28 protein-coding genes and 1 tRNA gene are annotated in these 26,242 nt (G+C 71.0%); 14 read left to right on the top strand and 15 right to left on the bottom strand.

Annotated elements, in window-relative coordinates; all coding sequences use genetic code 11:
• Nucleotide 1: 1 nt before the first annotated feature.
• Nucleotides 2-241 carry a hypothetical protein gene (locus Vse01_RS12865; RefSeq protein ID WP_093404117.1) on the bottom strand — a complete coding sequence of 80 codons (240 nt, stop codon included), beginning with the start codon at nucleotides 239-241 and terminating at the stop codon, nucleotides 2-4.
• A gap of 481 nt (nucleotides 242-722) precedes the next feature.
• Between Vse01_RS12865 and Vse01_RS12860 the strand changes: the two genes are divergently transcribed.
• Nucleotides 723-2,402 (top strand): DNA repair helicase XPB, encoded by a 1,680-nt coding sequence (locus Vse01_RS12860; protein ID WP_093404115.1) that lies wholly within the window; start codon nucleotides 723-725, stop codon nucleotides 2,400-2,402.
• A gap of 99 nt (nucleotides 2,403-2,501) precedes the next feature.
• On the opposite strand, the gene Vse01_RS12855 is transcribed toward Vse01_RS12860, so the two are convergent.
• Complete coding sequence (locus Vse01_RS12855; RefSeq protein WP_093404114.1) at nucleotides 2,502-3,254, bottom strand: TIGR03089 family protein; 753 nt, start codon at nucleotides 3,252-3,254, stop codon at nucleotides 2,502-2,504.
• A 117-nt stretch (nucleotides 3,255-3,371) separates the two neighbouring features.
• Between Vse01_RS12855 and Vse01_RS12850 the strand changes: the two genes are divergently transcribed.
• Nucleotides 3,372-4,418 carry a hypothetical protein gene (locus Vse01_RS12850; RefSeq protein ID WP_093404112.1) on the top strand — a complete coding sequence of 349 codons (1,047 nt, stop codon included), beginning with the start codon at nucleotides 3,372-3,374 and terminating at the stop codon, nucleotides 4,416-4,418.
• Between the two features lie 16 nt (nucleotides 4,419-4,434).
• Here the strand turns inward: Vse01_RS12850 and ligD (Vse01_RS12845) are convergent, their stop codons facing one another.
• On the bottom strand, nucleotides 4,435-5,346 hold the full coding sequence (gene ligD / locus Vse01_RS12845) for a non-homologous end-joining DNA ligase (RefSeq protein WP_093404111.1): 912 nt from the start codon (nucleotides 5,344-5,346) through the stop codon (nucleotides 4,435-4,437).
• On the bottom strand, nucleotides 5,336-6,277 hold the full coding sequence (gene ligD, locus Vse01_RS12840; RefSeq protein WP_093404109.1) for a non-homologous end-joining DNA ligase: 942 nt from the start codon (nucleotides 6,275-6,277) through the stop codon (nucleotides 5,336-5,338). The genes ligD (Vse01_RS12845) and ligD (Vse01_RS12840) overlap by 11 nt, the downstream gene beginning before the upstream one ends.
• Nucleotides 6,278-6,362: 85 nt before the next feature.
• Between ligD (Vse01_RS12840) and ku the strand changes: the two genes are divergently transcribed.
• The 5 genes from ku (at nucleotide 6,363) to Vse01_RS12815 (ending at nucleotide 10,991) form a co-directional block, all read left to right on the top strand.
• On the top strand, nucleotides 6,363-7,370 hold the full coding sequence (gene ku, locus Vse01_RS12835) for a non-homologous end joining protein Ku (RefSeq protein WP_093404107.1): 1,008 nt from the start codon (nucleotides 6,363-6,365) through the stop codon (nucleotides 7,368-7,370).
• Between the two features lie 190 nt (nucleotides 7,371-7,560).
• Complete coding sequence (locus Vse01_RS12830; protein WP_232511223.1) at nucleotides 7,561-8,196, top strand: FKBP-type peptidyl-prolyl cis-trans isomerase; 636 nt, start codon at nucleotides 7,561-7,563, stop codon at nucleotides 8,194-8,196.
• Between the two features lie 177 nt (nucleotides 8,197-8,373).
• Entirely contained in the window at nucleotides 8,374-9,198 is an 825-nt protein-coding gene (locus Vse01_RS12825) for an SCO6745 family protein (RefSeq protein WP_093404215.1), read from the top strand.
• 87 nt (nucleotides 9,199-9,285) lie between these two features.
• Nucleotides 9,286-9,939, top strand: coding sequence for an HAD family hydrolase (locus tag Vse01_RS12820; protein ID WP_093404104.1), 654 nt, complete (start codon nucleotides 9,286-9,288; stop codon nucleotides 9,937-9,939).
• A gap of 41 nt (nucleotides 9,940-9,980) precedes the next feature.
• Entirely contained in the window at nucleotides 9,981-10,991 is a 1,011-nt protein-coding gene (locus Vse01_RS12815; protein ID WP_093404103.1) for an NADPH:quinone reductase, read from the top strand.
• 183 nt (nucleotides 10,992-11,174) lie between these two features.
• On the opposite strand, the gene Vse01_RS12810 is transcribed toward Vse01_RS12815, so the two are convergent.
• Nucleotides 11,175-12,824: a fatty acid--CoA ligase gene (locus Vse01_RS12810; protein ID WP_093404101.1), complete on the bottom strand. Its 1,650-nt coding sequence runs from the start codon at nucleotides 12,822-12,824 to the stop codon at nucleotides 11,175-11,177.
• A 55-nt stretch (nucleotides 12,825-12,879) separates the two neighbouring features.
• Here Vse01_RS12810 and Vse01_RS12805 point away from each other — a divergent pair, with 55 nt between their 5' ends.
• Nucleotides 12,880-13,371 carry an NUDIX domain-containing protein gene (locus Vse01_RS12805; RefSeq protein ID WP_093404100.1) on the top strand — a complete coding sequence of 164 codons (492 nt, stop codon included), beginning with the start codon at nucleotides 12,880-12,882 and terminating at the stop codon, nucleotides 13,369-13,371.
• A 60-nt stretch (nucleotides 13,372-13,431) separates the two neighbouring features.
• Here the strand turns inward: Vse01_RS12805 and Vse01_RS12800 are convergent, their stop codons facing one another.
• Nucleotides 13,432-13,980, bottom strand: coding sequence for a type 1 glutamine amidotransferase domain-containing protein (locus Vse01_RS12800; RefSeq protein WP_093404098.1), 549 nt, complete (start codon nucleotides 13,978-13,980; stop codon nucleotides 13,432-13,434).
• 146 nt (nucleotides 13,981-14,126) lie between these two features.
• Here Vse01_RS12800 and rfaE2 point away from each other — a divergent pair, with 146 nt between their 5' ends.
• The gene (gene rfaE2 / locus Vse01_RS12795) at nucleotides 14,127-16,010 is read left to right on the top strand and encodes a D-glycero-beta-D-manno-heptose 1-phosphate adenylyltransferase (RefSeq protein WP_093404097.1); all 1,884 of its coding nucleotides are present in this window, start codon (nucleotides 14,127-14,129) and stop codon (nucleotides 16,008-16,010) included.
• Nucleotides 16,007-16,873: a glycosyltransferase family 2 protein gene (locus Vse01_RS12790; protein ID WP_093404096.1), complete on the top strand. Its 867-nt coding sequence runs from the start codon at nucleotides 16,007-16,009 to the stop codon at nucleotides 16,871-16,873. The genes rfaE2 and Vse01_RS12790 overlap by 4 nt, the downstream gene beginning before the upstream one ends.
• Before the next feature lie 14 nt (nucleotides 16,874-16,887).
• On the opposite strand, the gene Vse01_RS12785 is transcribed toward Vse01_RS12790, so the two are convergent.
• From Vse01_RS12785 to Vse01_RS12775, 3 genes are read right to left on the bottom strand one after another with little or no spacing between them, the layout of a single operon-like run.
• Nucleotides 16,888-17,979 (bottom strand): glycosyltransferase family 9 protein, encoded by a 1,092-nt coding sequence (locus Vse01_RS12785; RefSeq protein ID WP_232511222.1) that lies wholly within the window; start codon nucleotides 17,977-17,979, stop codon nucleotides 16,888-16,890.
• A 20-nt stretch (nucleotides 17,980-17,999) separates the two neighbouring features.
• Complete coding sequence (locus Vse01_RS12780; RefSeq protein ID WP_093404093.1) at nucleotides 18,000-18,533, bottom strand: Hsp20/alpha crystallin family protein; 534 nt, start codon at nucleotides 18,531-18,533, stop codon at nucleotides 18,000-18,002.
• The gene (locus Vse01_RS12775; protein WP_093404092.1) at nucleotides 18,530-19,036 is read right to left on the bottom strand and encodes a DUF2231 domain-containing protein; all 507 of its coding nucleotides are present in this window, start codon (nucleotides 19,034-19,036) and stop codon (nucleotides 18,530-18,532) included. Before Vse01_RS12775 ends, Vse01_RS12780 begins: the two co-directional genes overlap by 4 nt.
• Before the next feature lie 151 nt (nucleotides 19,037-19,187).
• Between Vse01_RS12775 and Vse01_RS12770 the strand changes: the two genes are divergently transcribed.
• Nucleotides 19,188-19,805: a pyridoxamine 5'-phosphate oxidase family protein gene (locus tag Vse01_RS12770; protein ID WP_170863423.1), complete on the top strand. Its 618-nt coding sequence runs from the start codon at nucleotides 19,188-19,190 to the stop codon at nucleotides 19,803-19,805.
• 105 nt (nucleotides 19,806-19,910) lie between these two features.
• On the opposite strand, the gene Vse01_RS12765 is transcribed toward Vse01_RS12770, so the two are convergent.
• The 3 genes from Vse01_RS12765 to Vse01_RS12755 form a co-directional block, all read right to left on the bottom strand.
• Entirely contained in the window at nucleotides 19,911-20,612 is a 702-nt protein-coding gene (locus Vse01_RS12765; protein ID WP_093404090.1) for a GOLPH3/VPS74 family protein, read from the bottom strand.
• A 131-nt stretch (nucleotides 20,613-20,743) separates the two neighbouring features.
• Nucleotides 20,744-21,463, bottom strand: a complete 720-nt coding sequence (locus tag Vse01_RS12760) for an ABC transporter permease (RefSeq protein ID WP_093404089.1) — start codon at nucleotides 21,461-21,463, stop codon at nucleotides 20,744-20,746.
• Nucleotides 21,464-21,489: 26 nt separating this feature from the next.
• Entirely contained in the window at nucleotides 21,490-22,371 is an 882-nt protein-coding gene (locus tag Vse01_RS12755) for an ABC transporter ATP-binding protein (protein WP_093404087.1), read from the bottom strand.
• 107 nt (nucleotides 22,372-22,478) lie between these two features.
• Between Vse01_RS12755 and Vse01_RS12750 the strand changes: the two genes are divergently transcribed.
• Genes Vse01_RS12750 through Vse01_RS12740 form a run of 3 tightly spaced genes read left to right on the top strand, consistent with a single transcriptional unit; the run spans nucleotide 22,479 to nucleotide 24,653 of the window.
• A complete protein-coding gene (locus tag Vse01_RS12750; protein WP_093404086.1) occupies nucleotides 22,479-23,630 on the top strand; it encodes a sensor histidine kinase in 1,152 nt (383 codons plus the stop codon).
• Nucleotides 23,627-24,232: a response regulator gene (locus tag Vse01_RS12745; protein ID WP_093404085.1), complete on the top strand. Its 606-nt coding sequence runs from the start codon at nucleotides 23,627-23,629 to the stop codon at nucleotides 24,230-24,232. The genes Vse01_RS12750 and Vse01_RS12745 overlap by 4 nt, the downstream gene beginning before the upstream one ends.
• 28 nt (nucleotides 24,233-24,260) lie before the next feature.
• On the top strand, nucleotides 24,261-24,653 hold the full coding sequence (locus Vse01_RS12740) for a DUF4260 domain-containing protein (RefSeq protein ID WP_093404084.1): 393 nt from the start codon (nucleotides 24,261-24,263) through the stop codon (nucleotides 24,651-24,653).
• A gap of 72 nt (nucleotides 24,654-24,725) precedes the next feature.
• Here the strand turns inward: Vse01_RS12740 and Vse01_RS12735 are convergent, their stop codons facing one another.
• From Vse01_RS12735 to Vse01_RS12725, 3 genes are all read right to left on the bottom strand, one after another.
• Nucleotides 24,726-25,364: a hypothetical protein gene (locus Vse01_RS12735; RefSeq protein WP_093404083.1), complete on the bottom strand. Its 639-nt coding sequence runs from the start codon at nucleotides 25,362-25,364 to the stop codon at nucleotides 24,726-24,728.
• Nucleotides 25,364-25,879 carry a SigE family RNA polymerase sigma factor gene (locus Vse01_RS12730; RefSeq protein WP_093404082.1) on the bottom strand — a complete coding sequence of 172 codons (516 nt, stop codon included), beginning with the start codon at nucleotides 25,877-25,879 and terminating at the stop codon, nucleotides 25,364-25,366. The genes Vse01_RS12735 and Vse01_RS12730 overlap by 1 nt, the downstream gene beginning before the upstream one ends.
• Before the next feature lie 168 nt (nucleotides 25,880-26,047).
• Nucleotides 26,048-26,120: transfer RNA gene (locus Vse01_RS12725), tRNA-Thr, on the bottom strand.
• Nucleotides 26,121-26,242: the final 122 nt, after the last annotated feature.

Below are 26,242 nucleotides of genomic sequence, written 5' to 3'. Positions count from 1 at the left end.
TTCAGCGGCGACTACGCCGCACCGACCCGACGATCGCCACGATCAGGAGCAGGGTGAACCCGGTGCCGGCCGCCTCGCCGACCGAGTCGACGAAGCCCTGCTGGAGCACCAGCCAACCGAACAGGAACCAGCCGAACAGGACGACACCGACGATCGCGTACGCGACCACGGTGGCGGTGGAGACGGGTTCGGACGGCTCTGCCTGCTCGCGCTCGGGGACAACTTCCTGGTCAACCGTCATCTGCCCTCCCCCGTACGGTCCGGCCCTGGAACGTCAAGGGTGTCACCCTTGACGGCTGTCGGCCAGCACCATCGGGTACCGATCCGACTCCGTCCGTATCCGGGCGGTACCGGCGGCGAAACGGTGGGGGTGGGGCGCCGGTACGGCCCCGGGCGCGCCGCTCGCCCCCGTTGGCTTCCACTGCGACGGGAACGGCCCCCGCTTTCCTGGCCCGTCCGGCCGTGGATCGAACGCGCTGCGCACCGGCACCGACCGGCATGACGACCGCGAGGGCGTACGGTGGCCCGTTTCGCGACCCATCGGGCCGCCGACCTCGACAACTCGTCCCCTACTGCTAGACGCACCGAAGTACCGGCAGGGTTGCGCAGGATGAGCACTTTCTCGCCGCCCGCCTGCGCGTGCAACACTGGATGGTCGCCCGGCGGCAGGTCAGCCACCTGCTCCGGCGGCCGGATCAGCCGTACGGACGAGAGGATTCGGCGTGAGTGGTGGACCACTTATCGTGCAGTCGGACAAGACCCTCCTGTTGGAGATCGACCATCCCGACGCACAGTCCTGCCGGATGGCCATCGCCCCCTTCGCCGAGTTGGAACGCTCGCCCGAGCACGTGCACACGTACCGGCTGACGCCGCTCGGGTTGTGGAACGCCCGCGCCGCCGGCCACGACGCCGAGGGCGTGGTGGACGCGTTGATCAAGTATTCGCGGTACCCGGTGCCACACGCGCTGCTGGTGGACGTGGCCGAGACGATGGACCGGTACGGACGGCTCCAGCTCGCCAACGATCCGGCGCACGGCCTCGTCCTGCGCGCCCTGGACCGGGTGGTCCTGGTCGAGGTGGCCAAGAGCAAGAAGCTCGCCGGGATGCTCGGCAACCGCATCGACGACGACACCATCGCGGTGCACCCCTCCGAGCGGGGGCGGCTCAAGCAGGCTCTGCTCAAGCTCGGCTGGCCGGCGGAGGACCTCGCCGGGTACGTCGACGGCGAGGCGCACCCGATCGAGCTGGCCGAGGCCGGCAAGGACGGTGGTAAGCCGTGGACGCTGCGGTCGTACCAGCGGGAGGCGGTCGAGGCGTTCTGGGCCGGCGGGTCGGGTGTGGTGGTGCTGCCCTGCGGCGCCGGTAAGACGCTTGTGGGTGCGGCGGCGATGGCGGAGGCGAAGGCCACCACGCTGATCCTGGTCACCAACACGGTGGCCGGCCGGCAGTGGAAGCGAGAGCTGATCGCCCGCACCTCGCTGACCGAGGAGGAGATCGGCGAGTACTCGGGCGAGCGCAAGGAGATCCGCCCGGTCACCATCGCCACGTACCAGGTGCTCACCTCGCGACGCGGCGGCGCCTTCACCCACCTGGACCTGTTCGGTGCCCGGGACTGGGGCCTGGTCGTCTATGACGAGGTGCACCTGCTGCCCGCGCCGATCTTCCGCTTCACCGCGGACCTCCAGGCCCGCCGCCGGCTGGGCCTGACCGCCACCCTGGTACGCGAGGACGGCCGGGAGGGTGACGTGTTCAGCCTGATCGGCCCGAAGCGGTACGACGCGCCCTGGAAGGACATCGAGTCGCAGGGCTGGATCGCCCCCGCCGAGTGTGTCGAGGTCCGGGTCACCCTTACCGACGCCGAGCGGATGGCGTACGCGACGGCGGAGGCGGAGGAGCGCTACCGGATGGCGGCCACCGCCCGCACCAAGCTGCCGGTGGTACGCGCCCTGCTCGACCGGCACCCGGGCGAGCAGACGCTTGTCATCGGCGCGTACATCGACCAGCTGCACCAGCTCGGCGAATATCTCGACGCCCCGATCGTGCAGGGCTCCACCACGAACAAGGAGCGCGAGCGCCTCTTCGACGCGTTCCGCACCGGGGAGATCCGTACTCTGGTGATCTCCAAGGTGGGGAACTTTTCCATCGACCTGCCCGAGGCCGCGGTGGCGATCCAGGTGTCCGGCACGTTCGGCTCCCGGCAGGAGGAGGCGCAACGGTTGGGGCGGGTGCTGCGCCCGAAGGCCGACGGCAGGCAGGCGCACTTCTACTCGGTGGTCTCCCGGGACACCATCGACACCGAGTACGCCGCCCACCGGCAGCGCTTCCTCGCCGAGCAGGGGTACGCGTACACGATCGTCGACGCCGACGACGTCCTCGGCCCACCCCTTCCCACCGTCGACTGACCGGATCGCCGACAAGATCCGCGCAACATCCCTGTTGTTGCTGCCTCACCTCGGGGCAGACAAGCAGCAACAGGGATGTTGCCGCATCGGAGTCGTCCCTCAGAGCACGCGGGTGACCTGCTCGGCGGCGATGAGCGTGTCCCGGCGGAACGGGTCGAGGTTGGCGCAGAGCAGCACCGAGGCACCGGCCGCCAGCGGGGCGAGCAGCCACTTCAGCGGCTGGTCGTGCTCGGCGACGTCGACCAGCAGCCGGTCACCGGCCCGCAGGTCGAGTTGCTCGGCCACCGCCCTGGCGATCGAACCCCACTCGGCGTAGCTGGTGCCGTCCGGGCTGGCCGCGTCGTTCGCACGCAGCACGGGCCGGTCGGTCGGGGCGACGCCGTGCCGTAGCACCTCCACGGACCAGTCGAGCCAGCCGACCGGCACGTCGACCAAGGGCTGCGGTCCGGTGCCGACGAGGTAGCGGTGCAGCCCGTCCGGTACGTCCTCCAGCCAGTCGTCCAGACGCTCCGGGGTGACCAGGACCGCGTCGTACGGCCGGTCGCCGCCCGGCTCCAGCACCGGTAGCCCGGCGGTGGCGCGCGGCCGGAACGACACCTCAAGCCCCACCGCCCAGGCCCCCAACAGCACCGCGGCGGTACGCCAGTGCGGCGGCAGCAGCACCGCCACCCGACTGCCGGGGATCAGGCCGCAGCCGTCCCGCAGCAGGCCGGCGGCCCGCGCCGACCACTCGCCCAGCTCAGCGGCGGTCATGTCGTGACGCGCACCGGTCCGGTGATCGAGGTGGCTGAGCAGTGGCCCGTCCCGGTCGGCGAGACCGGCGGCGGACGGTACGGGAAGGGCAGCGCGCATACGTACGTCCTACTCCTGCCGCTCGGGCCTGTCGAGGCCGACCCTCCGCCCCGGGCCGGTGAAGACATGACTGATGGCATTGGTGCGGGGTACCACGGCACCGGGAGAGTCAGAGTCATGACTACTCACGGCGAAGATCGGGCAGCCCTCGACGGCGTCCGGCAGCCGATGCTGCGGCGGCTCGTACCGGTCGTGGCGCTGCTGTTCCTCGCCCCCTGGGCCGCCGAATGCTCGTGGGGCGGCTTCGCCGGCACCGACATGCTGGGCGTGGTGGTCGTCCTGGCACCGATGTACGGGGGCGCGGCGGTGCTCATCCGGGAGGCGGCCCGACGCACGGGCGGCGGCTGGCCGATGATCGTGCTGCTGGCGGCGGGGTTCGGGGTGGTTCAGGCGGGCCTGGTGGACCAGTCGCTGTTCAACCCCGACTACCTGGCCGACACCGAGTTCGCCGAGCTGAGCGCGGCCGACCGCACCCGCGTTCCGGTGCTGGGCATCAGCGCGCAGGAGGCGATCAGCTTCCTCGGTAACCACGTGGCGTTGACCATCTGCGCGCCGATCGCCATCGTCGAGTCGTACCTCTCCCCGGCACGCCGGCTGCGGCCGTGGCTGGGCGCGTCCGGCCTGGTCGCCGTGACCGTCCTCTACCTGCTGGGCAGCCTGCTCGTCTTCGCCGACGACAGTGGACGCAAGGGGTTCCTGGCCAGTCCCGGTCAGCTCATCGGGGCTACGTCTGTGGTCCTCACCCTGGTCGCGGTGGCGGCCCTGCCCCGCTGGCGGCGGCGACCACCTCCGGCTCCGGCCGACGCGCCCCGGCCGACCCGTCCGGGCCTGCTGGTGCTGCTCGTCTACCTGGGGGTCAGCATGCTCTCCGGCTGGGTCGGCGTCGCCGTGTCGGTGGTCGTCGTCGCCGCGCTGGTGTGGCTGCTGGTCCGTTGGGCGGGACGCGCCGGGTGGGGGCAGCGGCACGTGTTGGCAGGTGCCGCCGGGGCGCTGGTCGGGGCGGCCGTGCTGGCCTACCTGGTGCCTCCGTACTCACCGGCGTCACCCACCCGAGCGTTGGTCAGCGACGTGATCGTCAGCCTGCTCGCGATCGCCATGCTCGCCGGGGCGTACGCGCGACTGCGGCGGCACGGCGAGTCGCCACCCGTGGCACCCGCCAGGTGAGCGGGTCGCGGCTGTCCTACCGAGGAAGCTCGGGGCCGCCGTCGAGCAGTGGGGCGAGCAGGTCGCCGTGCTTTTCGATCCGGTCCAGCACCTCGCCAGCGGTGTAGGGCTTGGCGGCCGGACGTCGGCCCGCCGCACCGGCGGATACCTCGTCCCAGGTCAGCGGCGTCGACACCGACGGGACGGGCTGGGCGCGCAGCGAGTACGGGGCCACCGTGGTCTTCGCCGCGTTGTTCTGGCTCCAGTCGATGAAGACCTTGCCCGGCCGCAGGTTCTTCGCCATCTTCGAGACCACCAGTTTCGGCTGGTCGCGTTCGAGTTCCTGGGCGATGCGCCGCGCGTAGGCCGACACGTCGTCGGCCGGCTGGGTGCCGGAGATCGGGCAGCAGAGCTGCATGCCCTTCTTGCCGGAGGTCTTCGGGTAGGCGGTCAGGCCGTCGGCGGCCAACCGGTCGCGCAGCGACAGAGCGACCTGGCAGCACTGCTTCAGCGCCGCCGGGGCGCCCGGGTCCAGGTCGACCACCATCAGGTCCGGGTGCGCGCCGACCTTCCACTGCGGGGTGTGCAGTTCCAGGGCGGCGAGGTTGGCCAGCCAGACCAGGGTGGGCAGGTCGTCGGCGACGACGTAGTCGATGGTCTCCCGACCCTTGGTGGAGCCCGGCGCCGGCAGCGTCTCGACGCGTACCCAGGACGGGGTGGCAGCCGGGGCGTTCTTCTCGAAGAACGAGCCGCCGGTCACCCCGTTCGGGTAGCGGATGCGGGTCAGCGCCCGGTCCGCCAGGTGCGGCAGCAGCACCGGGGCGATCCGGGTGTAGTAGTCGATCACCTCGCCCTTGGTGAAGCCGGCCGTCGGGTAGAGAACCTTGTCCAGGTTGGACAGCTCCAACGTGCGGCCCTGCACGTCTACCGGGAACCGCTCAGCTGGCATCGTCGACCTCCTCGGCCGGTTTGTCCGGGCGGATCCGCAGGACTCGGGGGAACCGCAGCCGCCCGTCCGGGGTGCGCTGGCCGTACTTCACCTCCACCACGACCCGGGGAGTTACCCAGATCGCGCCCCGGGCATCCTCGCGGGGGACGTCGCCGCTGAACGGCGAGCCGGTGGTGCGCAAGGGCTCCAACTCGCGCAGCAGTTCCCGTTCGAGGGCGGCACCGATCCCGCCACCGACCCGGCCCCGGTAGACGAGTCGGCCGTCCGCGCCGGGGACCCCGACCAGCAGGCCACCGATCCGCCGCGCGCCGGGTCGCCAGCCGCCGACCACGAAGTCGCCGGTCACCTCCAGCTTGACCTTCACCCAGTCCGGCGAACGCACCCCGGGCCGGTAGGTCGACTCGACCCGCTTGGCCATCACCCCTTCGAGGCCGTGCTCGCCGGCCGCCTCGTAGGTGGCCGGGCCGTCGGAGAAGACCGGGGGCACCGCCCACCGCGCCGCGCCCAGTGCCAGGCCGTCGAGGGCTTCCCGCCGCCGGGCGTACGGCCAGCCGGTGAGGTCCTGACCGCCCAGCCGCAACACGTCGAAGATCATGTACGTGACCGGTACGGTTGCCGCCAGCCGGGCCGCCTTGGCGGCGTTACGCACGTGCATCCGCTCGGCCAGGGCGGTGAACGAAGGCCGCCCGGCCTGGTCGAAGAGGACCACCTCGCCGTCGAGCAGGACGTCGTCGGCCTGCTCGCTCAGCGGAATCAACTCGGGGTAGGCGGTGGTGATCTCCACACCGGAACGCGCGTACAGGCGTTGCCGTCCGGCGACGATGTCGGCCAGCGCGCGTACCCCGTCCCACTTGAACTCGTACACCCAGTCGGGACCGGTCGGAAGCTGCCCGGTCATCGCGAGCATCGGCTTGAGCGGCGCGCCGGACACAGGACGACTGTAGTAGCCGGCCGAACACCTCGCGTCCGGTTCCCTGTGATGCGAGCATGGTCGATACCGGGGAAGGGAGCGCAGCATGCGAGCCATCTGGAAGGGAGCCGTGTCGTTCGGCCTGGTCTCGATCGCGGTCAAGCTGTATTCCGCGACGGAGGAGAAGGACATTCGGTTCCACCAGGTGCACCGGGCCGACGGCGGACGGATTCGGTACAAGCGGACCTGCCAGGTCTGTGGCGAAGAGGTCAGCTACGACGACATCGCCAAGGGCTACGACATCGGCGGCGGGGAGATGGTCATCCTCACCGACGAGGACTTCGCCGACCTGCCGCTGAGCACCTCCCACGCGATCGACGTGCTGGAGTTCGTGCCGGCCGAGCAGGTCGATCCGATCCTCTACAACAAGGCGTACTTCCTGGAGCCGGAGGGCACCGCGACCAAGCCGTACCTGCTGCTGCGGGACGCGTTGACCGACTCGGAGCGGGTGGCGATCGTCAAGGTGGCGCTGCGTCAGCGGGAGCAGTTGGCCACCCTGCGGGTACGTGAGGGTGTGCTACTGCTGAACACGATGCTCTGGCCCGACGAGATCCGTAAGCCGGACTTCGGTTTCCTCGACGAGGACCTCAAAATCCGGCCACCGGAGTTGGCGATGGCCACGTCGCTTATCGACTCGATGGCCGGTGACTTTCAACCGGACGAGTTCAACGACGACTACCGGGCGGCGTTGCAGGAGGTCATCGACGCGAAGGTGGAGGGCCGCGAGGTGGTCCAGCCGGAGGAGGTGGAGGAGGCTCCCGCCGCCGCGGTCGACCTGATGGCCGCGTTGAAGGCGTCCGTGGAGCGGGCCAAGGCGGCTCGTGGCGAGGCGCCGGCCGGCGGGGGCGCCGAACCGACCCCGATCTCATCGGCCCGCTCGGCGCAGAAGAAGGCGGCGGAGAAGAAGGCCACCAAGGCGCCGGCCAAGAAGGCGCCCGCGAAGAAGACCGCCGAGAAGAAGACCACCGCCAAGAAGGCCCAGCCCGCTAAGAAGACCGCGGAGAAGAAGGCCACTAAAACCGCCAAGAAGACCACTCCGCGTAAATCCGCCTGACTGCGCTCCTGGTCGCCCGAATGCCCCTTTGGGCGGTTGCGGGACGACCCGGACTCCATGATCGGCACAGCCGTGCCTGCGGACGTGGGCCATCGATGGTCGGAAGTGCGTCGGACACCAGGTACCGTGTGTCGGCGACGGCTGCCCGTGGCCGGACCCACCCCACACCTCTCAGCAGGGAGTCGAGGACGTGAGCGAGCAGGAGACCAAGGCGCGGCGGCGGCTGGCCGAGCAGTTGGCGGCTCAGAAGGCAGCCGAGGCGAAGCGCCGCCGGCAGGCCTGGGCCGGTGCGTTCGCCGGGATCGCCGTCGTGGCGGTGCTGATCACCGTGTTCGTGATCGTCGGCCAGCGCGGTGGTGACGACGCGCCCGAGCAGGCCGCTGGCACTCCCTCCGCCGGTGCGGAGGCGACGAACGAGCCGGGGGCGCCGCCCGCGCCGCAGCTGCCGGAGGGCGCGGACCCGGCCCTGGGCAGCAAGCCGACCGTCACCGCCGGGGAGGGTGAGCTGACCAAGCTGACCGTCACCCCGCTGATCGAGGGCACCGGGCCGAAGGTGCAGGCCGGCCAGTCGATCACCACCAACTACGTCGGCGTCTTCTACGAGAGCGGCGAGGAGTTCGACTCCTCCTGGGAGCGGGGCGAGCCCGCCACCTTCCCGATCGGCGTCGGGCAGGTCATCCCCGGCTGGGACAAGGGCCTGGTGGGCGTGACCGTGGGCAGCCGGGTGCAGCTCGACATCCCGGCCGAGGACGCGTACGGCGACGGCGGCGGCGGTCGCCCGGCGGGCCCGCTGCGCTTCGTGGTGGACGTGCTCGCCGCCGAGTGAGCCCGAGTCGGGTCGTCCGACAGAACATCGATGCCGTTGACCACAGATGGCTTCCGAACGGTCACCGACCGGCAGTAGGTTCGGCAGCGTCCCGGGCAGTTCGCCCGGGACGCTTGTCGAAGCGACACGGAGGTGCACGTGACGGCAGTGGACGCCGACGGGCGGACCGCCCGGTTGATGTGGACGTATTACGAGCCGGTACACGCCGTCACCTATTTCCACCCACGCGCCCGCGCCGCCTACGGCGCGGCCGGGCTCCGCGGCTACTGGCGGGGTTACTTCGCCGGTCGCGCCGCCCCGCTCGGGCCGACCGGTCCGGCGCCGGTGATCGCCGCTTTCTACAACTTCGCGCCGCACATGGTGAGCCGGGCGCTGCCGGCGGTGTGGCAGCTGGCCTCGCCGGACCAGGCGCTGCGTGCCCGGCTGACCGGGGCGGTGCAGGCGCTCGCCGAGTTGACCTACGAGTTGCCCGAGCGGCACCTGGTGGAGGCCGCCGAACTGCTTGAGGCCGCCACCGACGGGCTCGGGACGGCCGGCCGGGTGCTCGGCGCGGCGAATGCCGCCCTGCCCCGTGGCGAGTACCCGCTGGCTCGGCTCTGGCAGGCCGCCACCACATTGCGCGAGCATCGCGGCGACGGGCACGTGGCGGCGCTGGTCGCCGCCGATCTCGACCCGGTGGAGACGCTGGCCTGGCGGGTCGCGGTCGACATGCCGCCGGCCAATCTGCTCGGCCGGGGCTGGTCGGAGCAGGACTGGTCGCAGGCGCGCGAGCGGCTCACCCGCCGTGGCTGGCTGGACTCCGACGGCAAGCCGACCGAGCGCGGGCGGGCGGCCTTCCAGGCGATCGAGGACGCCACCGATCTCGCCGCCGCCCGTCCCTGGCTCACCCTCGACCCCGACCGCGCGCACCGCCTACGCGAACTGCTAGACCCCATCGCCCGCGCCGCCCACACGGTCATCCCGCCGGACAGCCCCATCGGGCTCCCGCCCCTGCCGAGTTGACCAAGAGGTTTGCGTCTGGCTGCTGCGCAATCCCCGACGCAAACTTCTTGATCGACGGGGTAGTGGGTGGGGGAGGATGGGGGTGTGATGGTGGATGGGGTGGTTTTCGACCTGGACGGCGTGATCGTCGATTCCGAGCCGGTGTGGGAGGAGGTTCGGCGGGCGTACGTCGCCGAGCACGGCGGCAGCTGGCAGGACGACACCCAGCGCCGGCTGATGGGGATGAGCACCGGCGAGTGGGCCCGGTACCTCAGCGACGAGTTGGGGGTGCGACGCAGCGCCGACCAGGTCGCCGCCGAGGTGGTCGAGGAGATGGCCCGCCGGTACGCGGCCCGGGTGCCGGTGATCGACGGCGCGGTCGACGTGGTCCGCCGGATGGCCGCGCGGTGGCCCCTGGGGCTGGCCAGTTCCTCGCCGACCCGGCTGATCGCCGCGGCGCTGGCCGCCACCGACCTGACCGACGCGTTCCGCAGCACCCTGTCCACCGAGGAGACCGAGCGCGGCAAGCCGGCGCCGGACGTCTACCTGAGCGTGGCCCGGCGGCTCGGCCTCGACCCGACGCGCTGTGTGGCGGTGGAGGATTCCTCGAACGGGGTCCGTTCGGCGGCTGCCGCCGGCATGACGGTGGTGGCGGTGCCGCACGGGGCGTACCCACTGGATCCGGACGCTCGACGGCTGGCCGTGACGGTGCTGGAGTCGATCGACGAGTTGACTCCGGAGGTCGTCGACCGGCTGGGCTGAACCGCCACCGGGCGGTCCCCGGCCCGCCTACGGTCGGTGGCATGAAGGCGATGGTGTACGAGCGCACCGGTGATCCCTCCGTGCTCCAACTGGTCGACCGGCCGGTGCCGGATCCCGGTCCGGGCGAGGTGCTGGTGCGGGTCGCGGTGTCCGGGGTGAATCCGACGGACTGGAAGTCGCGCCGGCAGGGCCCGTTGCCGGCCGGCTGGCAGACGCCCGGCCAGGACGGCGCCGGGGTGGTCGAGGCGGTCGGCGAGGGGGTCGACCAGGCACTGATCGGCGAGCGGGTGTGGGTCTGGGAGGCCGCCTGGCAGCGGCCCTGGGGGACCGCCGCCGAGTACACCCTGGTCCCGGTCCGCCAGGCGGTACGCCTGGGCGACGCCTCCTTCGAACTGGGTGCCTGCCTGGGCATTCCCTTCCTGACGGCGCACCGCTGCCTGACCGCCGGAGAGTATCTGCCGAACAGCCTGCGCCCGGGCGCGCTCAGCGATCACACGGTGCTGGTGCAGGGCGGGGCCGGTGCCGTGGGCAACGCGGCGATCCAGCTGGCGGCCTGGGCCGACGCCTGCGTGATCGCCACGGTGAGCAGTGCCGAGAAGGCTCAACTGGCGGCGGCGGCCGGTGCCTCGGCGGTGGTCAACTACCGGGAGCAGGACGTGGTGGAGGAGGTCCACAAGCTCGCGCCCGACGGGGTGCACGCAATCGTGGAGGTCTCGCCCGCGCGCAACGCGGCCACCGACGTACGGTTGCTGCGCCCCGGTGGCGTGGTCTGCGTGTACGCCGACGACGGCGGTGACGAGGTGACGTTGCCGGTCCGACCACTTATGGCACCGAACGCCCGCTGGCAGTTCGTGCTTGTCTACACGATGCCGAAGGCGGCCAAGGCGCAGGCGGTGGTGGACGTCGCGGCGTCCGCCGCGCAGGGCGGGATCCGGGTGGGCGAGGAGGCGGGCCTGCCGTTGCACTCCTATCCGTTGTCGGCGACCGCTGCCGCCCATCAGGCGGTGGAGGACTCGGTGGTCGGCAAGGTGCTGCTCAGCGCCGGCGAATAAGCGGTCCTACCTGGGAGTTTTCGCCGTCCGCAGGACAGAGGCGAACAAGTCTCGCAATACTGGCATTGCGGGTCGCCCCGCAAGGAACGGGCGGCCCCGGCGCGGTGCGAACGCCGGGGCCGCCCACCGGAGAGAGGTCTGTGCAGGCCACTACTCCCAATGGCGATGATGCGCCGAAAAACGTTACGGCGTGGCCAGTTCCCGCACATTCAGGTCGCCGTCGGCGTACCGGGAGCGCACCACCTTCTTGTCGAACTTGCCGACGCTTGTCTTCGGCACCGCCTCGATGAACGCCCACCGCTCCGGCAACTGCCAGCGCGCCACCGACCCGGCCAGGAAGTCGCGCAACTCCTCCGGGGTCGCCGAGGCACCCTCCCGGAGCACCACGGTGGCCAACGGCCGCTCGTCCCACCGCTGGTCCGGTACGCCCACCACGCAGGCCTCCAGCACCGCGGGGTGGGCCATCAGCGCGTTCTCCAGCTCCACCGAGGAGATCCACTCGCCGCCGGACTTGATCACGTCCTTGGCCCGGTCGGTGAGGGTGATGTAGCCGTCCGCCGACAGCGTGCCCACGTCACCGGTACGCAGCCAGCCGTCGCGGAACTTCTCCGGGTCCGGCGCGTCGTCCCCGACGTACCGGGCGGTGATCCACGGCCCACGGACCTCCAACTCGCCGACGGAGGTCCCGTCCGCGGGCAGCGGCTCCCCGGCCGGGCCCACGATGCGGGCCCGTACCCCCGCCGGCACCCGGCCCTGCGTGTACCGGTACCGCCAGGCGTCGTCGCCGCTCGCCCCGGCCGGTGGGCGCGACACCGAGCCCAGCGGCGACATCTCGGTCATCCCCCAGGCGTGGATCACATCGACGCCGTGCCGCTCGTCGAACGCGTGCATCAGCGACGGCGGACAGGCCGAACCACCGACGATCACCTCCTTGAGCGAGGCGGTGTCGACATCGTGGCTGTCCAGGTAGGCCAGCAGGTCGGTCCAGATGGTCGGCACCGCACCGGCCAGGGTCGGCCGCTCGGCGGCGATCATCTCGGCGATCGGCGCGGCCTGGAGGAAGCGGTCCGGCATCACCAGCGACGCGCCGGAGAGGAAGGCCGCGAACGGCAGCCCCCACGACATCGCGTGGAACATCGGGACGATGGCCAGTTCCCGGTCGGTCGGCCCGAGCCCGAATCCCTCCGGCATGCAGATCTGCAACGAGTGCAGGTAGATCGAGCGGTGCGAGTAGGCCACCCCCTTGGGGTTGCCGGTGGTGCCGGAGGTGTAGCAGAGGGCGGCGGCGTCGCGTTCGTCCACCTCGGGCCAGTCGTACACCTCGGGGCGGTCGGCCAGCAGCGCGTCCCAGTGATGTACGGCGATCCGGTCACCCGCCGCCGCCACCAGCGGAGCGGGATCGCCGCCACCGACCACCACCACGTGCCGCACGCTGGTCATGCCACCGAGGGACTTCGCCAGCAGCGGGATCAGCGTCGAGTCGACAAGCACCACCCGGTCCTCGGCGTGGTTGGCGATGTAGGTGACCTGGTCGGGAAAGAGCCGGATGTTCAGCGTGTGCAGCACCGCACCCATGCTGGGCACGGCGAAGTACGCCACCAGGTGCTCGGTGTTGTTCCACATGAAGGTGGCGACCCGCTCGTCGCCGGTCACTCCGCACTCCGCCCGCAGGGCGTGCGCGAGCCGGGCGGCGTCCCGCCCGACGTCGGCGTACGTGCTGCGCCGTGGTTCGGCGCCGGTCCACGTCACCACCTCGGCCGCGCCGTGCACGGTGGCGCCGTGTTCGAGGATCCGGGAGACCTGAAGAGGGGCGTCCATCATCGTGCTACGCATGGGTAACAAGTTAGTGTCGCCGGTCACACGTTGGGAACCCCCGTAAATTGTCCGGGTGAGCATCTCCTGGGCTGATTCGTACGTCGGGCAGCTGCGCGCCCTGGCCGGCGACCGGACGCTGATGTTCGTCGGGGCGCGAGCCGTGGTGCGCGACAACTCGGCCCGCATCCTGCTGATCCGCCGCTCCGACAACGGCCAGTGGGCACTGCCCGCCGGCGCGATGGAGCTGGGCGAGTCGATCGCGGACTGCGCCGTGCGGGAGGTACGCGAGGAGACCGGGCTGCGGGCCCTCCGGGTCAGCGCTTTCGCCCTCTACACCGGCCCGGACCGCACCCACACCAACATGTACGGCCACACCTATCAGATCTTCACCACCGCGTTCCGGGTCGAGGAGTGGGACGGCCGGCTGGCCCGGGTCACCGACGAGACCATCGACGCGGGCTTCTTCCACCGCGAGGCGATGCCCCAGCCGCTCTCGGCCAGCGTCCTGGAGACCCTGGCCGACCTGGACGTCTTCGAGCAGACCAACCGCCTGATCCTGAAGTGACAGGCAGCACGGTGGCCTCGCCCGAGCGGGCGAGGCCACCGAACGAGCGCTGCCGCAGGATCAGTGCCGGCCCTCGGCGAACTCCTCGACGATCTTGGCGCAGAAGGCCGGCAGGTCGTCGGGCTTACGGCTGCTCACCAGCCCGTTGTCGGTCACGACCTCCTCATCGACCCACTCCGCGCCGGCATTGACCAGGTCGGTACGCAGGCTGGGCCAACTGGTCAGCCGACGCCCCCGCACCACGTCCGCCTCGACAAGCGTCCACGGGCCGTGGCAGATCACCCCGACCGGCTTGCCGGCGTCGAAGAACGACCGCACGAACCGGACGGCGTCGGCATCGGTACGCAGGAAGTCCGGGTTGGCCACCCCACCGGGCAGCACCAGCGCGTCGTACCGGGCGGGATCCGCGTCGGCCGCGCTCACATCCACCTCGTACGTGGTGGAGGGGTCCAGGTGCTCGAAGGAGGTGATCTTTCCAGGCTTGATCGACACCAGTTCGGCGGTCGCGCCGGCCTGCTCGACGGCCTGACGCGGCTGGACGTACTCGATCTCCTCCACGCCGTCGGTGGCCAGGAAGGCGACCCGCTTGCCCTGCAACGTCGCTGCCATGACGTTCTCCTCTCCGGGGGTTCGTCCGTATCCGTTCCCGACGCCAACGTCACGAAACGCGGCGGGTCGGTGGCCCAGCACACGTCGCCGCCAGCGGGTGCCTGGCCGGCAGGTTTGACCCCGCCGACCGGAGGGGAACCGCCGGCATGGCACGAGCAGCAGCGGAACAGCTCCGGCTCGCCGACGTCGTGCAGAGCTGGCTCGGGCGTCCGGTCCTGGTGATCGGTGACGCCATGCTCGACGAGTGGCGGTTCGCCGACTCCGACCGGTTGTGCCGGGAGGCCCCCGCCCCGGTCCTCACCCTGCGCCGCCGTATCTCGGCGGCGGGCGGCGCCGCCAACACCGCCGTCAACATCGCCACGCTGGGCGGGCGCTCGGTGCTGGTCGCGCCCGTGGGGGCCGATGCGGCCGGCGACGAGCTGCACGACTGTCTCGACCGGGCCGGTGTCTGGGACCGTACGGTCAGCCAGCCCGGGCGGCCCACCCCGGTCAAGCGTCGGATGCTGGCCGGGGACCAGATCCTGCTGCGGGAGGACTCCGGCGACCCGGACGATCCGCTCAGCGACCTGGGGGTGGACTGCCTGCTCACCGCCCTGGACTGCGCGAGTGCGGAACTGCGGGCCGCCAGCGGGGGCGAGAAGCCGACCCTGGTGGTCTGCGACTACGGCCTGGGCGCGCTGCCCGCGCCGGTCCGCGCCTGGCTGGTCGAGCATCGGGATCTGTACGCCACGGTCGCGCTCGACGCGCACGACCTCGCCGACTGGCGGGGCCTCGCCCCGACCGTGGTGACCCCTAGCTTCGCGGAGGCCACCCGCCTGCTCGCCCGCGCGGGCGTGGTCGGACCGACCACGAGCCCGGCCCCCGCCGACCCGGCCGGCACCGCGACGACCGGTGGGCACGAGTTGCACCTGGAGCATCCCGAGGTCGACCCGGCCGACGGCCCGTCCGAGCTGACCGTGGGAATGGCGCCGGGTGAGGCCGGGATGCGGCGTACCGACGGGCCCACCGGGGAGCCCACCCCGGGCGAGAGCCGGGTGGCGATGACCCGCGACGGACTCAGCGTGACCGGCACCGGAGTGACAGTGAACGCCGAGATCGGTGCCGGCGTGGACCGGGCCGTCCTGGCCGAGTCCCGCCTCGCCGAGCTGCGCGCCCACACCGGCGCGGCCGTGGTCGCGGTGACCCTGGACACCGAGGGCGCGGTGGTCGGCGGGATCGACGGCGAACCCGCCCGCAGCCACACCACACCCGTGCCCGCCAGCCACACCGTCGGTGCCGGCGACGCTTATCTGGCGGCGATGACGCTCGCGCTGGCCGCCGACGCTCCACTGTCCACCGCCGCCCAACTGGCCCAGCTCGCCGCGACGAGCACCGTCGCCGGCACCGGCACCTGCGTGTGCCGCCGCGAGGACCTGCTGGCCGCGCTGGGCCGGCCGACGCTCGACGGCCGCCAGGTGCTTGTCGACACCGGGCACCTGGCGGAGATCGTGGCCGGGCACCGGCGCGCCGGCCGCTCGATCGTCTTCACAAACGGCTGCTTCGACGTGTTGCACCGGGGGCACGTGCGCTACCTGGAACAGGCCCGCGCCCTCGGCGACCTGCTGGTGGTGGCGGTCAACTCGGACGGCAGCGTGCGCCGGTTGAAGGGTGCGGACCGGCCGGTGAACCCGATCGAGGACCGAGCCGCCCTGCTCGCCGCGCTGACCTGCGTCGACCACGTGGTGGTGTTCGAGGAGGACTCCCCGGCCGCCCTCATCGAAGCCGTCCGGCCGGACGTCTACGTCAAGGGCGGCGACTACCCGCCCGAGCTGGTGCCGGAGGCGCCGCTGGTGCACCGGCTGGGCGGTCAGGTACGCACTCTCGGGTACGTGCCGGACCGCTCCACCTCAGCGATCATCGACCGCATCCGCGCGTACGGCCAGGAGGGCGCGACCGGCGCGGAGGCCGGGCCGACCGCGCCCGCTCCTGAGGTGGAGACCTCCGGAGCGACCGGTGCGGACGCGCCGCCACTGACCGGCAAGGCGCCGTGAATCGACCCCTCGACGCCGGCGCGCCCGCGCAGTTCCGCGTCGACCGGCTGGTCGACGTGCTCGTCCCGACCCGTAACCGGCCCACCGAACTCGCCGTCACCCTCTCCGGGCTCGCCGCCCAGGAGGGGGTGCCGGGATTCGGCGTGGTGGTCAGCGACCAGTCCGACGGCGACCCCGGGTACGCCCATCCGGCGGCGGCCACCATGGTCCGGGCCCTGCGTCACCGGGGACATCCGGTGCTGCTGACCCGACGGCTGCCCCGGCGAGGGCTCGCCGAACACCGCAGTTTCCTGCTCGCCACCTCCACCGCCCGGTACGTGCTCTTCCTCGACGACGACGTCTGGCTGGAACCGGGAACGCTGCGCCGGCTGGTGACCGCGATCGGCGAGCTGGGCTGCGGTTTCGTCGGCAACGGGGTGCACGGACTGTCCTACCTGGACGACGTCCGGCCGCACACGCACCGGCACTACCGGGAGTGGCCGGGACGACCGGTGCCGGAGCGGATCCGCCCGGGCACGCCCGAGTGGGACCGGGCGCAGATCCATTCGGCGGCGAACCTGCTGCACGTGACGGCGTCGCTGACGCTGGCGGACGACGAATGGCGGGCGTACCAGGTGTCCTGGGTCGGCGGTTGCGTGCTCTACGACCGGGCGAAGCTGGTCGACGCGGGCGGCTTCGACTTCTGGCGTCGGGTGCCGGTGCGGCACCAGGGCGAGGACGTCGCCGCGCAGCTCGCCGTGCTGGCCCGGCACGGCGGCGCCGGTGTCCTGCCCAGCGGCGCCTACCACCTGGAGTCGCCGACCACGGTCACCGAACGCGATGTGGAGGCGTGGGAGGTCGTCCTCGCCGACCCGGACGCCTGAGCCAACCGATCTCTTCAGCGGAACAGCAGCTCCCGGGCGGCTTCGAGCACCTCGGGGACCGGCACGTCAACGACGAAGGAGTCGCGGTGCGGGCAGTCGCCGTCGCCCGGACGGTGCGGGTAGATGCCGGGGGTGCAGTCCACCCCGCAGACCGGACAGTGCACCGTCCACGAGGTGATCGGCCGATGCCGGCCCCGTAGCACCGGAGCGGTGGTGATCAGGTTGCCGACCCAGAAGATGCCGACGGTGGGGGTACCGACGGCGGCAGCCAGGTGCAGCGGACCGGTGTCGTTGGAGACCACCAGCTCACAGCCGCTGTAACAGCCGGCCAGCCCACCAAGACTGAGCGTGCCCACCTGCGGCCGGACCGGCACACCGGCGGTGGCGACCACCCGGTCAACCACCTCCTGCTCGGCCGGGGTGCCGGTGACCAGCACCTCGTACCCGTCGGTGTGCAGCGTCCGGGCCACCTCCCCGAAACGGTCGGCGGGCCAGCGCCGGCGGGTGTCGGTGGCCCCGGGATGCAGCGCCACCCGGGGACGCTCCGGCTCGCCGAGCACGGCCCGCGCCTCGGCCCGGTCGGCTTCGGTGACCGCCAACGCCGGCGTGATCGTGGTGGTCGGAGCACCCACCAGAGCCACCGCCTCCAGATAGCGGATCACCTCGTGCTGGTAGTAGACGTACCGCAGCCAGCGGTCCAGCGGCGGCGCGTCCTCGGCCCGCAGGCCGGCGGTGACCCGGGCACCGAGCGCGGCCACCAGCGGGTTGGAGTTGGCACCGCCGCCGTGCAGTTGCAACGCCACGTCGAACCGTTCCGCGCGGGCGGCGGCCAGGAAGTCGACCATGCTGGACTCTGGCTCGCCGTCGGTCGCCGTCCGGATCCCCGGCGCGGGCGGCACCACGATTACCCGGTCGACCGGGCCCGGCCGGTCCCGCCACAGCTGCGCGTGCCAGGGCGCGCCGAGCAACACGATCTCCGCTTGGGGGTACGCGGCCCGCAGCGCCTCCAGCGCGGGTAGCACGAAGATGAAGTCACCGAGCGCGTTGGCGCGCAGCACGGCGATCCGGGCCACGTCGGGCACCCGGTCGGCAGCCTCTTCCAGCACGGCCCGGGCCACGGGACGCGCTACCGACCGGAATCGCCGGTGGCGACGTCCGGCTGGTGCAGTTCCCGGTCCGCCGCCGGGTCGACGCTGCTCGGCACACCGCCGGACGCGCCGGCCGGACGTGGGCCGGTACGACCGACGGTGATGGTGCGTGGCGCGGGCCGGTTCGCCCGGGGCAGCCGTACCCGCAGCAGACCGTGGTCCATCACCGCGTCGATCGCCTCAGGGTCCACTCGCGACGGCAACTGCACGCGGTACTCGAAGCCCCGGGTCTCGAACCCGCCGGGAATGCCATGGTCGGCGTTGACCTCGGCCTCCGTACGCGCCCGTACGCACAGCTCGCGGTCGTCCAGTTCCACCGCGACCTCCTCCGGAGCGACGCCGGGCAGCCGGACGACCACCTCCCAGCCGTCGCTGGTCTCGCCCAGCTCCACCTCGGGCGGACCCGGTCGACCACCGACCAGCCGGCTCAGCTCGGCCCGCAGCGACTGCAACTCGCCCATCGGATCCCAGCCCTGCTGACCGCCCCGCCAGCCGCGTCCCGGCCTGGTCATCGCGCATCTCCCATCCGTTGACTGGCGGCCACCGGCCGCAGGGAACTCGGCGCGTCGAGGCTGGCCTCCCGGTCGACCCCGACCCCGAGCCGGTCGACGAGTTCACCACCGAGCCAGCCGCCGACCCCGAGGATGCCGAGCGCCACCACCTCGATGGCGATCAGTGCCCCGCCCGCGCCGCGCGAGTCGGCGTTGAGCCGTACCACCCAGACGGCGGCGAAGAGCAGGATCACCGCGACGTTCGCGGCGGCGTGGGTCAGCGCCACCCGCTTGGCGCGGGTACCGGAAGGGATGGCCAGCAGGTCGAACGTCCCGGCCGCCGCGGCCAGCAGGCCGCCGATCAGGCCGACGGTGAGGTTCCAGTACGCCACCTCGCCGAGGAAGTCCGGCCCGCCGACCGTATCGATGACGTCGAAGAGCACGGCCGTGACCAGCAGGGCGAACGGAAACATCACGAGCATCGGATGGACGGGATGCCCCAGGATCTTGAGCCGACTCTCCATCTCCGGGCCTCCACTGCTCTCCGAGGGCGCTCAGTGGGCCGGTACCCCGGTCACCGAGGGACAAACCTCACGGGCGGGCGCGACTAGACTGACCGCGGCGGTTTCCCGCCCGGGTGCCGCCACCACGGTCAACTCCATGGGGAGGCACCCAGTGACGGTGGAGATCACATCCGCAGCCGAATTGACCGAGCTGCTCGGCACCCCGGCACCCCGCGCAGTCGCCAAGGAGCGCACCGAACTGCACGAGCGTGACCGGCAGTGGCTCGCCGCGTCGCCTTTCTGTCTGGTGGCCACCGCCGGAGCGGACGGCACCTGCGACGTCTCACCCAAGGGTGACCCGGCGGGTTTCGCTCATGTGCTGGACGAGCGGACCATCGCCATTCCGGAGCGTCCCGGCAACAAGCGCGCCGACGGCTACCGCAACATCCTGGCGAATCCGCACGTCGGCCTGATCTTCCTCATCCCAGGGCGCACCGACACCCTGCGGATCAACGGCCGGGCGCGGCTGCTCCGTGACGCGCCCTGGTTCGACGCCATGGTGGTCAAGGGGCACCGGCCGGTGCTCGCCGTGGTGGTCGAGATCGAGCAGATCTTCTACCACTGCGCGAAGGCGTTTCTCCGGTCCCAGCTCTGGCAGCCGGAGACCTGGCCAGCGGACCCGCTGCCCAGCCGGGCCCGCCTGATCAAGGAGGTCGAGGCCCCGGCGGACGCCCTCGTCGACCTCGAACGCCACTACGGCCCCCAGTACGCCGCAAACCTCTACACCTGACCCGTCCCCGCCGGCTCCCGGCCCGCAACTTCGGTGATGCTGCTGCCTGCGGCCCACAAGACACGACAACATCCGCGAAGTTGCAGGCTGGGTTACCCGCGCGGGTCAGCTGCGGGGGATCACGGTGGTGGTGACGATGACACTGTTGACGACGGTCGCGGTCATGGTCCGGGTCACGGCTTCCGCTGCGGCACCAGCCCCCCAGTTGCCCTGCTCAAGTTCCTTCGCTCGTTTGATCACGGGTGTGGTCCACGGGATGTCGCGGTAGAACTGGGGAAGAGTTCCGCTGCCCGACAGCAGTGCCGCGAGCGCAGCTACCCGGGCCGACGGTTCCAAGCCGTCCACGAGGACCTGCCGGACCTCCTCCAGCAGACGCGCGCGGCGTCCGGTGCCACCGTCGCGCAGCGCAGTTGTACGGAACAGGCCGAGCATCTTCCGGTCCTCCCGGGTGATGTCGCCGCGTTCGACGAGCCGCTCCAACACCGGCTTGCGCAGCTCCGGGCCGATCGCGGCGAGCACCGTCTGGACACCGCGGGGTTTCTCGGAGAGGTAGTCCCACGCTGACCGGAGAAGATCATCCGACGGTGCCTGACCCTCGACGATCTTCACCTTGCGTCGGTCCGCCATCGTCACCCGGTCGGCAAGGGCGAGATCTGCGAGTACGGCCCCGGCGAGGACGTAGAAGAGGATGTTCTCTCCGGCGATGGTGCCCGACCTCGGCTGGAACAGCAGGAGTAGCAGATCCTCGACCAGAGTCGACGCCGTCTCGGCAGGCGTGCCTGAGGAATTGTCGGGTTGCCGGGTCATCGGTCAGACCTCTCTGGAGATGGCTGGAGGAGTCAAGGTCACTCCTTCGGCGTACGTCTTTCTCGGCGGTGTGCGGTCTGGTCGGATCGGCGTTCGGGGAATCGCCAGGGCGCCCCACAGGGCTTGGCACCTCAGCGGCGGGGCTCCCAGTTGAAGAGACGGGTGGCCAGCACGACGGCGACGACGACCCAGCCCAACGTCGGAGCCAGCAGGAGCAGGGAGTCGGTCACCGCGACGCCACCGTTCCAGGCGTTCATCACCATCTCGGTAGCGGAACCACCGGGCAGCAGCCGCTTGAGCAGGGCGAGGTCCTCGGTGCCGCTGATGCCCACCCAGCTGGCGACACCGATCACACCGAGCATGACGGGCAGGGTGGTGACCTGGGCGTGCTCGGGTGAATTCGTCAGGCCGGCGGTGGCCAGTCCCAGGCCGATCAGCATGGCCACGGTCGCGACGATCGCCACCACCAGCAAGGGAATGTTGGCCGGCCCGCCGGCAACCATGGCCAGCGCGGTCAGGATCGCAGCCACCTGCACCACGGCGATCAACGTGGCGGGCAGCAGGAGGCCGGCGAGAATGCCGGCGTCCCCGATGGCCGTGGAGCGCAGCCGTTTGAGGAAGAGATTCTGCCGCCGGGACGCCAGGGTGGTCACAGTCGTGGCGTAGAGCCCGAACGCGGCAACTGTGAACAGCACGATCGCCGCGATGTAGCCGAGACTGCCGAGGGCGGCGAAGGTTTCGTGCTGACGGACGAAGTACGCGGAGACGACCACCGGAATGATGAAGCTGGTGACCAGCACCAGCCGGTTCCGGAAGATCTGGATCAGCTCACTGAAGGCGATGGGGAGCACGGGAAGGTTTCCTCTCGGGAAGCGAGTCAGCCACTTATGGCGCGGAAGACGTTGTCGAGGCGGGTCGGCCCGGCCTCCAGGTCCCGCAGCTCCACGGCGTTGTCCTGCGCCCAGGAGAGCAGGATGTGCAGGTCCTTCTGCAGGCCGAAGGTCTCGATCACGACCTTGCCGTCACCGTCCCTGGTCGCCTGCAACGGCAGCGCCGGGACCGTCGGTGGCAGCGAGAAGCGGATGACCGCCGGCAGGGTCCGGGTCAGTTCGGAGACGGTGCCCTCCCGGTGGAAGGTGCCCTCGTGCATGAGCCCGATCCGGTCGGCGCGCTCCTGTGCCTCCTCCAGGTAGTGCGTGGTGAGCACGATTGTCGCGCCGTTCTCGCGGAGCCGGTCCACGGTCGTCCACAGGTGGTCGCGCGACTGGACGTCCAGGCCGGTGGTCGGCTCGTCAAGAAAGATCAGCTCCGGGGTGCCGTAGACGGCGGTGGCGAAGTCCAGCCGCCGCTTCTCCCCGCCGGAGAGCTGGGAGACCTTCCGGCCGGCCTTGCTGGTGAGATCGACGACGTCGAGCACCCGGTCGACGTCGTCGGTCCGCCGGGTGAGGGTGCCGATCAGCCGGACCGATTCGCGGACCGTGAGGTCCGGGGAGAAACCACTCTCCTGGAGCATGACACCCATCCGGGGACGTACCAGCCGGCGGTCACCCGGTTGGTGCCCGAAGACGCGCACGCTGCCGGAGGTCGGCGTCCGGTGCCCCTCGATGGTCTCCAGGGTCGAGGTCTTCCCCGCCCCGTTCGTGCCGAGCAGCGCGTACAGTTCCCCACGCCGGACCTCGAAGGACAGGTCCTTCACGGCGTGGAAGTCGCCGTACCTGACGTTGAGCCGTTCGACTTCGATGACTGGTGTCGTGGACATGCCCCAATGACAGCAGCGATCGCTCCGATCCATCAGTGGTGCCACGTCACGGGTACATGTGACGTGGTGTCACTGCCGCCGAGCAGGATCGGCAGAATACTGGGCAGGTGACCGCGAGATCGCCGGCCTTCACCAAGACGACGCAGAGGCGGCTGCGCCGGATCAATCTCCTCACGTCACTTCCGCCGGTCGTGTTCGCCGCGGTGATTCTCCTGGCCACCGACGCGCACACCTGGTGGCATCTCATCGTCCTGGCCCCGGGTGCTGTGGCGGCGGTGGTGGCCTTCGAACGCTGGACGGCGGACGACCTCGCCCGGGTCGCCCTGCCCTGCACGATCGTCGGGGCTGTGGTGTGGCCGCTCGGGGTGCTGCTGACCGGCAGCCCCAACGCCTACTGGGGTGTCTGCGCCGTGGGGTCTCTCGCCCTCCGCCAGGTACGACGCCGGGCCCTGGCAGCGGTCGGGCTGTTCAGCTACGTCGCCGCCGTCGGCGCGATGCGGTTCCTGGTCGATCAGGACGACGTACGCGGCGTCCTGATCACCTACGTCCTCGTCCCGACCGGCCTCACCATCCTGGTGACCGTCCTGACGATCGTCGGCGAGCGTTTCTACGACCTCATCCGGGAGCTGGATCACGCTCGGGAGCGCGAGGCGGAGCTGGCGGTCATCCGCGAACGCGTCCGCTTCGCCAGCGATCTGCACGACATCCAGGGCCACACCCTGCACGTGGTCAAGCTGAAGATCGCGCTGGCCCGGAAGCTGATGCTCCGCGACACCGATCGTGCCGAGAAGGAGCTGCGGGAGACGTACGCTCTGGTCAGCGACACCATCGCCCAGACCAAGGAGCTGGCGTACGCCCAGCGCCGACTCAACCTCTCAGCGGAACTCGAAAATGCGAAGAACCTGTTCGAGGCGGCGGGCATCCGGGTCCGGGTGACCCGGGAGGCCGAGGTGGGCCCGCGCAGCAGCGAACTGCTCGGTCAGGTCCTGCGCGAGACCACCACCAACATCCTGCGACACGCACAGGCCACCCAGGTGCAGATCACGCTCTCCGAAGCCGGCATCGCGATCGTCAACGACGGCGTGAGCAGCGATACGCTGCCCGAGCTCAGAGGACTGTCCAGCCTCCGACAACGGTTGGCGGCCGACGGCGGCGAACTGACCGTGCAACAGCAGGACGGGCGCTTCCTGACCGCCGCGAGCTTCCCGCCCGCTCGTGCCGATGCCGCCGCCGGCGGCGCTGCGGAGGAGGACCGATGACCACCGCCATCGTGCTCGCTGACGACGAGGCCCTGCTGCGTAAGGCGCTGGCCGCGCTGCTTCCGCTCGAAGGCGACATCGACATCGTCGCCGAGGCGACCGACGGCGACACCGCCGTCGAGGCCACCCTGCGGCACCGGCCCGACGTGCTCGTCATCGACCTGGAGATGCCGGGCGTGGACGGCCTCGGCGCCATCACGCAGATCCGCCGCGTCCGACCGGAGCAGGTGGTTCTCATGCTGACCCGGCATGCTCGGCCCGGCGTGCTGCGAAAGGCACTGAAGCTCGGCGTCCAGGGCTTCGTCAGCAAGTCGGCCGAGCCGGCCCACATCGCCGCCGTCATCACCGACCTGCACGCGGGCAAACGGTGGATCGACCCGGACGTCTCCGCGCTCGCCATCGTCGACGACTGCCCACTCACCGAGCGCGAACTCGACGTGCTGCGGGTCACCAGCGAGGGCTACTCGGTCGCTGACATCGCCGCCCGGCTCCACCTCGCTCAGGGCACCGTCCGCAACTACCTCTCCAACGCCATGCAGAAGACCCAGACCCACACCCGTCATGAGGCCGCGCGCTACGCCCGCGAACACGACTGGCTGTGACCCGGAACGCCACATTAGGAGATATCGGATGTTGAACCCGGTCCAGACGCAGCGCATCGAAAGCGTTGTCGTGGCAGCCTTCGCCGTCGTGGTCACCGTCGCCGTCGGGTACGCCTGGTGGTGGTTGCTCGCCCTCTTCCTCATCTTCGACCTGTCGATGGTCGGTTATCTGCGCGGTCCGCGGGTGGGTGCCGTCTGCTACAACCTGGTGCACTCGTACGCGCTGCCGGCGCTGCTCGGCGCGGTCGCGGTGGCCTTCGCGGCGTTCCGTGACCCGATCGACTGGCTCGGCATCCTCGCCATCGCGTGGGTGTTCCACATCGCCGTCGATCGCGCCCTCGGCTACGGCCTCAAGACGACCGAGGGGTTCGAGCACACCCACCTCGGCCGGATCGGAAAGGCCAAGCGGCCCGCCCCCTGAGCCGCGCCAGCTCGGCGGTCGTCCTGCCTCACCCGCCGCGCACCTTGCGGAGTGCGCGGCGGATGACGGACGTCAACCAGCGATGCGTTCGGCCCCCGGCTGGACGTGGATGCCGTCGGCGAACTCGATGATGTCCTGCTGGGTCCAGCCGCGGGCGTCCCAGATCTGCACAAGCAGCCAGACGCCGTCGGGCTGCTGGACCCACAGGTTCTTGCCGCCTTGAGTGCCATCGGCGGTATTGAGCACGCCAGGCTTGCCGCCGACCTCAAGTTGCGTACCGGTCGGGGTGGAGCGGTCGCTCGCCGACTGCAGCATGATGGCGATCTTGCCGATGAACGCCAGTGGGTTCTTGTCCGCCGCGTTCTTCGGAGCGATCGTCAGCTCGCTGGTGGTGCCGCCCTGGATCTCCCAGCCCGCTGGGACTTTGTCGATCGTGAAGCCTTGAGGCTGTTCGCCCTCGTAGGCCACGAGGCGGGTAGCCACGGCTTCGGCCGGCGCGTCGTCGGGAGTGGTGGCGGTCGGGCCGGCCTGGGTGCCGATGGTGACGGCGACGGCCAGCGCGACGACCGCGAAGGCTGAGGTACCGAGCGCGCGGGCGGACCGGCGGCGGCGCAGCGCCCGGCGGCCCCGGGCCAGGTCGGCGTCGGCCTCGGCGGCCGACGGCTCGGCGACTGGGCCGGCGATTCGGTCGAGCCGGTCGTGCAGATCCATCATCGGGCGACTCCTGTCAGGGAAGATTCGTCAAGGGCGGCCCGCAACCGGTCCAGGGCGCGGGCGGTCTGGCTTTTCACCGTTCCCTCGGAGCAGCCGAGGGCGTCGGCGGTGTCGGCTACGGAAAGGTCGTAGAAGTAGCGGAAAACCACTGCGGCGCGCATCTTCGGTGGCAGGTCGCGGAGGGCCGCCCGCAGGCCGTCGTCGAGGTCGCCGCCGCTGCCCGGGTCGGCTCGGGAACGGTCCGGAAGTTCCGCGACCGAGCGTTCGTGGCGGCGCCACCACCGCCGACGTTCGTCGGTGAGCGCGTTGACCAGGGTCCGGCGCAGGTAGCCCTCGATGTTGTCCGCCCGCTGGACCGCCGGCCAGGCGACGTACAGCTTGGTCAGCGTGGACTGGACCAGATCCTCGGCCAGATGTGCGTCACCACCGGTCAGCAGCGTCGCCGTTCGTACCAGCCCGGAGCGCCGGCTGAGCACGAAGCTGTGGAACTGCTCGTCACGGTCACATTTCACACAGTCTCTCCTTCACTCTCACAGCCCCCTGACGATTCGCGAGCGAACGGGGTTGCATGGCGGAGAGTGAATGCCCCAATGCCTCGGCCGCGCCGAACAGGTCCCCTTCACGGGTTGTCGACCTGAGAAACGGCGAAGCCCAGGTCGTTGACCTGGGCTTCTTTACCGAGCCGCCTGACGGAATCGAACCGTCGACCTACGCATTACGAGTGCGTCGCTCTGCCGACTGAGCTAAGGCGGCAACGGTGGTCAAGTGTACGGCACGCGTCGCTGTGGGGCCGAGCGGGATTGCTGCCGGGTCGAATGAACCGGGCGTCCGGGGCGTTTCCGGGGTCGTCGGGTCAGCCGGGCCGCACTACGCTG

The sequence above is a fragment of the Micromonospora sediminimaris genome, assembly GCF_016863575.1.
Classification (GTDB): Bacteria; Actinomycetota; Actinomycetes; order Mycobacteriales; family Micromonosporaceae; genus Micromonospora; species Micromonospora sediminimaris.
The sequence above is the reverse complement of the archived record's forward strand: the minus strand, read 5'-3'. Positions and strand labels throughout refer to the sequence as shown.

Coding starts and splice junctions, on each gene's coding strand:
- ligD (WP_093404111.1), bottom strand. CDS start 5,346: ATGCCAGCTGAGCGGTTCCCGGTAGACGTGCAGGGCCGCACGTTGGAG.
- ku (WP_093404107.1), top strand. CDS start 6,363: ATGCGAGCCATCTGGAAGGGAGCCGTGTCGTTCGGCCTGGTCTCGATC.
- Vse01_RS12865 (WP_093404117.1), bottom strand. CDS start 241: ATGACGGTTGACCAGGAAGTTGTCCCCGAGCGCGAGCAGGCAGAGCCG.
- Vse01_RS12735 (WP_093404083.1), bottom strand. CDS start 25,364: ATGGATCTGCACGACCGGCTCGACCGAATCGCCGGCCCAGTCGCCGAG.
- Vse01_RS12780 (WP_093404093.1), bottom strand. CDS start 18,533: ATGACCAGGCCGGGACGCGGCTGGCGGGGCGGTCAGCAGGGCTGGGAT.
- Vse01_RS12745 (WP_093404085.1), top strand. CDS start 23,627: ATGACCACCGCCATCGTGCTCGCTGACGACGAGGCCCTGCTGCGTAAG.
- rfaE2 (WP_093404097.1), top strand. CDS start 14,127: ATGGCACGAGCAGCAGCGGAACAGCTCCGGCTCGCCGACGTCGTGCAG.
- Vse01_RS12800 (WP_093404098.1), bottom strand. CDS start 13,980: ATGGCAGCGACGTTGCAGGGCAAGCGGGTCGCCTTCCTGGCCACCGAC.
- Vse01_RS12825 (WP_093404215.1), top strand. CDS start 8,374: ATGTGGACGTATTACGAGCCGGTACACGCCGTCACCTATTTCCACCCA.
- Vse01_RS12815 (WP_093404103.1), top strand. CDS start 9,981: ATGAAGGCGATGGTGTACGAGCGCACCGGTGATCCCTCCGTGCTCCAA.
- Vse01_RS12775 (WP_093404092.1), bottom strand. CDS start 19,036: ATGGAGAGTCGGCTCAAGATCCTGGGGCATCCCGTCCATCCGATGCTC.
- Vse01_RS12855 (WP_093404114.1), bottom strand. CDS start 3,254: ATGCGCGCTGCCCTTCCCGTACCGTCCGCCGCCGGTCTCGCCGACCGG.
- Vse01_RS12755 (WP_093404087.1), bottom strand. CDS start 22,371: ATGTCCACGACACCAGTCATCGAAGTCGAACGGCTCAACGTCAGGTAC.
- Vse01_RS12820 (WP_093404104.1), top strand. CDS start 9,286: ATGGTGGATGGGGTGGTTTTCGACCTGGACGGCGTGATCGTCGATTCC.
- Vse01_RS12810 (WP_093404101.1), bottom strand. CDS start 12,824: ATGCGTAGCACGATGATGGACGCCCCTCTTCAGGTCTCCCGGATCCTC.
- Vse01_RS12740 (WP_093404084.1), top strand. CDS start 24,261: ATGTTGAACCCGGTCCAGACGCAGCGCATCGAAAGCGTTGTCGTGGCA.
- Vse01_RS12765 (WP_093404090.1), bottom strand. CDS start 20,612: ATGACCCGGCAACCCGACAATTCCTCAGGCACGCCTGCCGAGACGGCG.
- Vse01_RS12850 (WP_093404112.1), top strand. CDS start 3,372: ATGACTACTCACGGCGAAGATCGGGCAGCCCTCGACGGCGTCCGGCAG.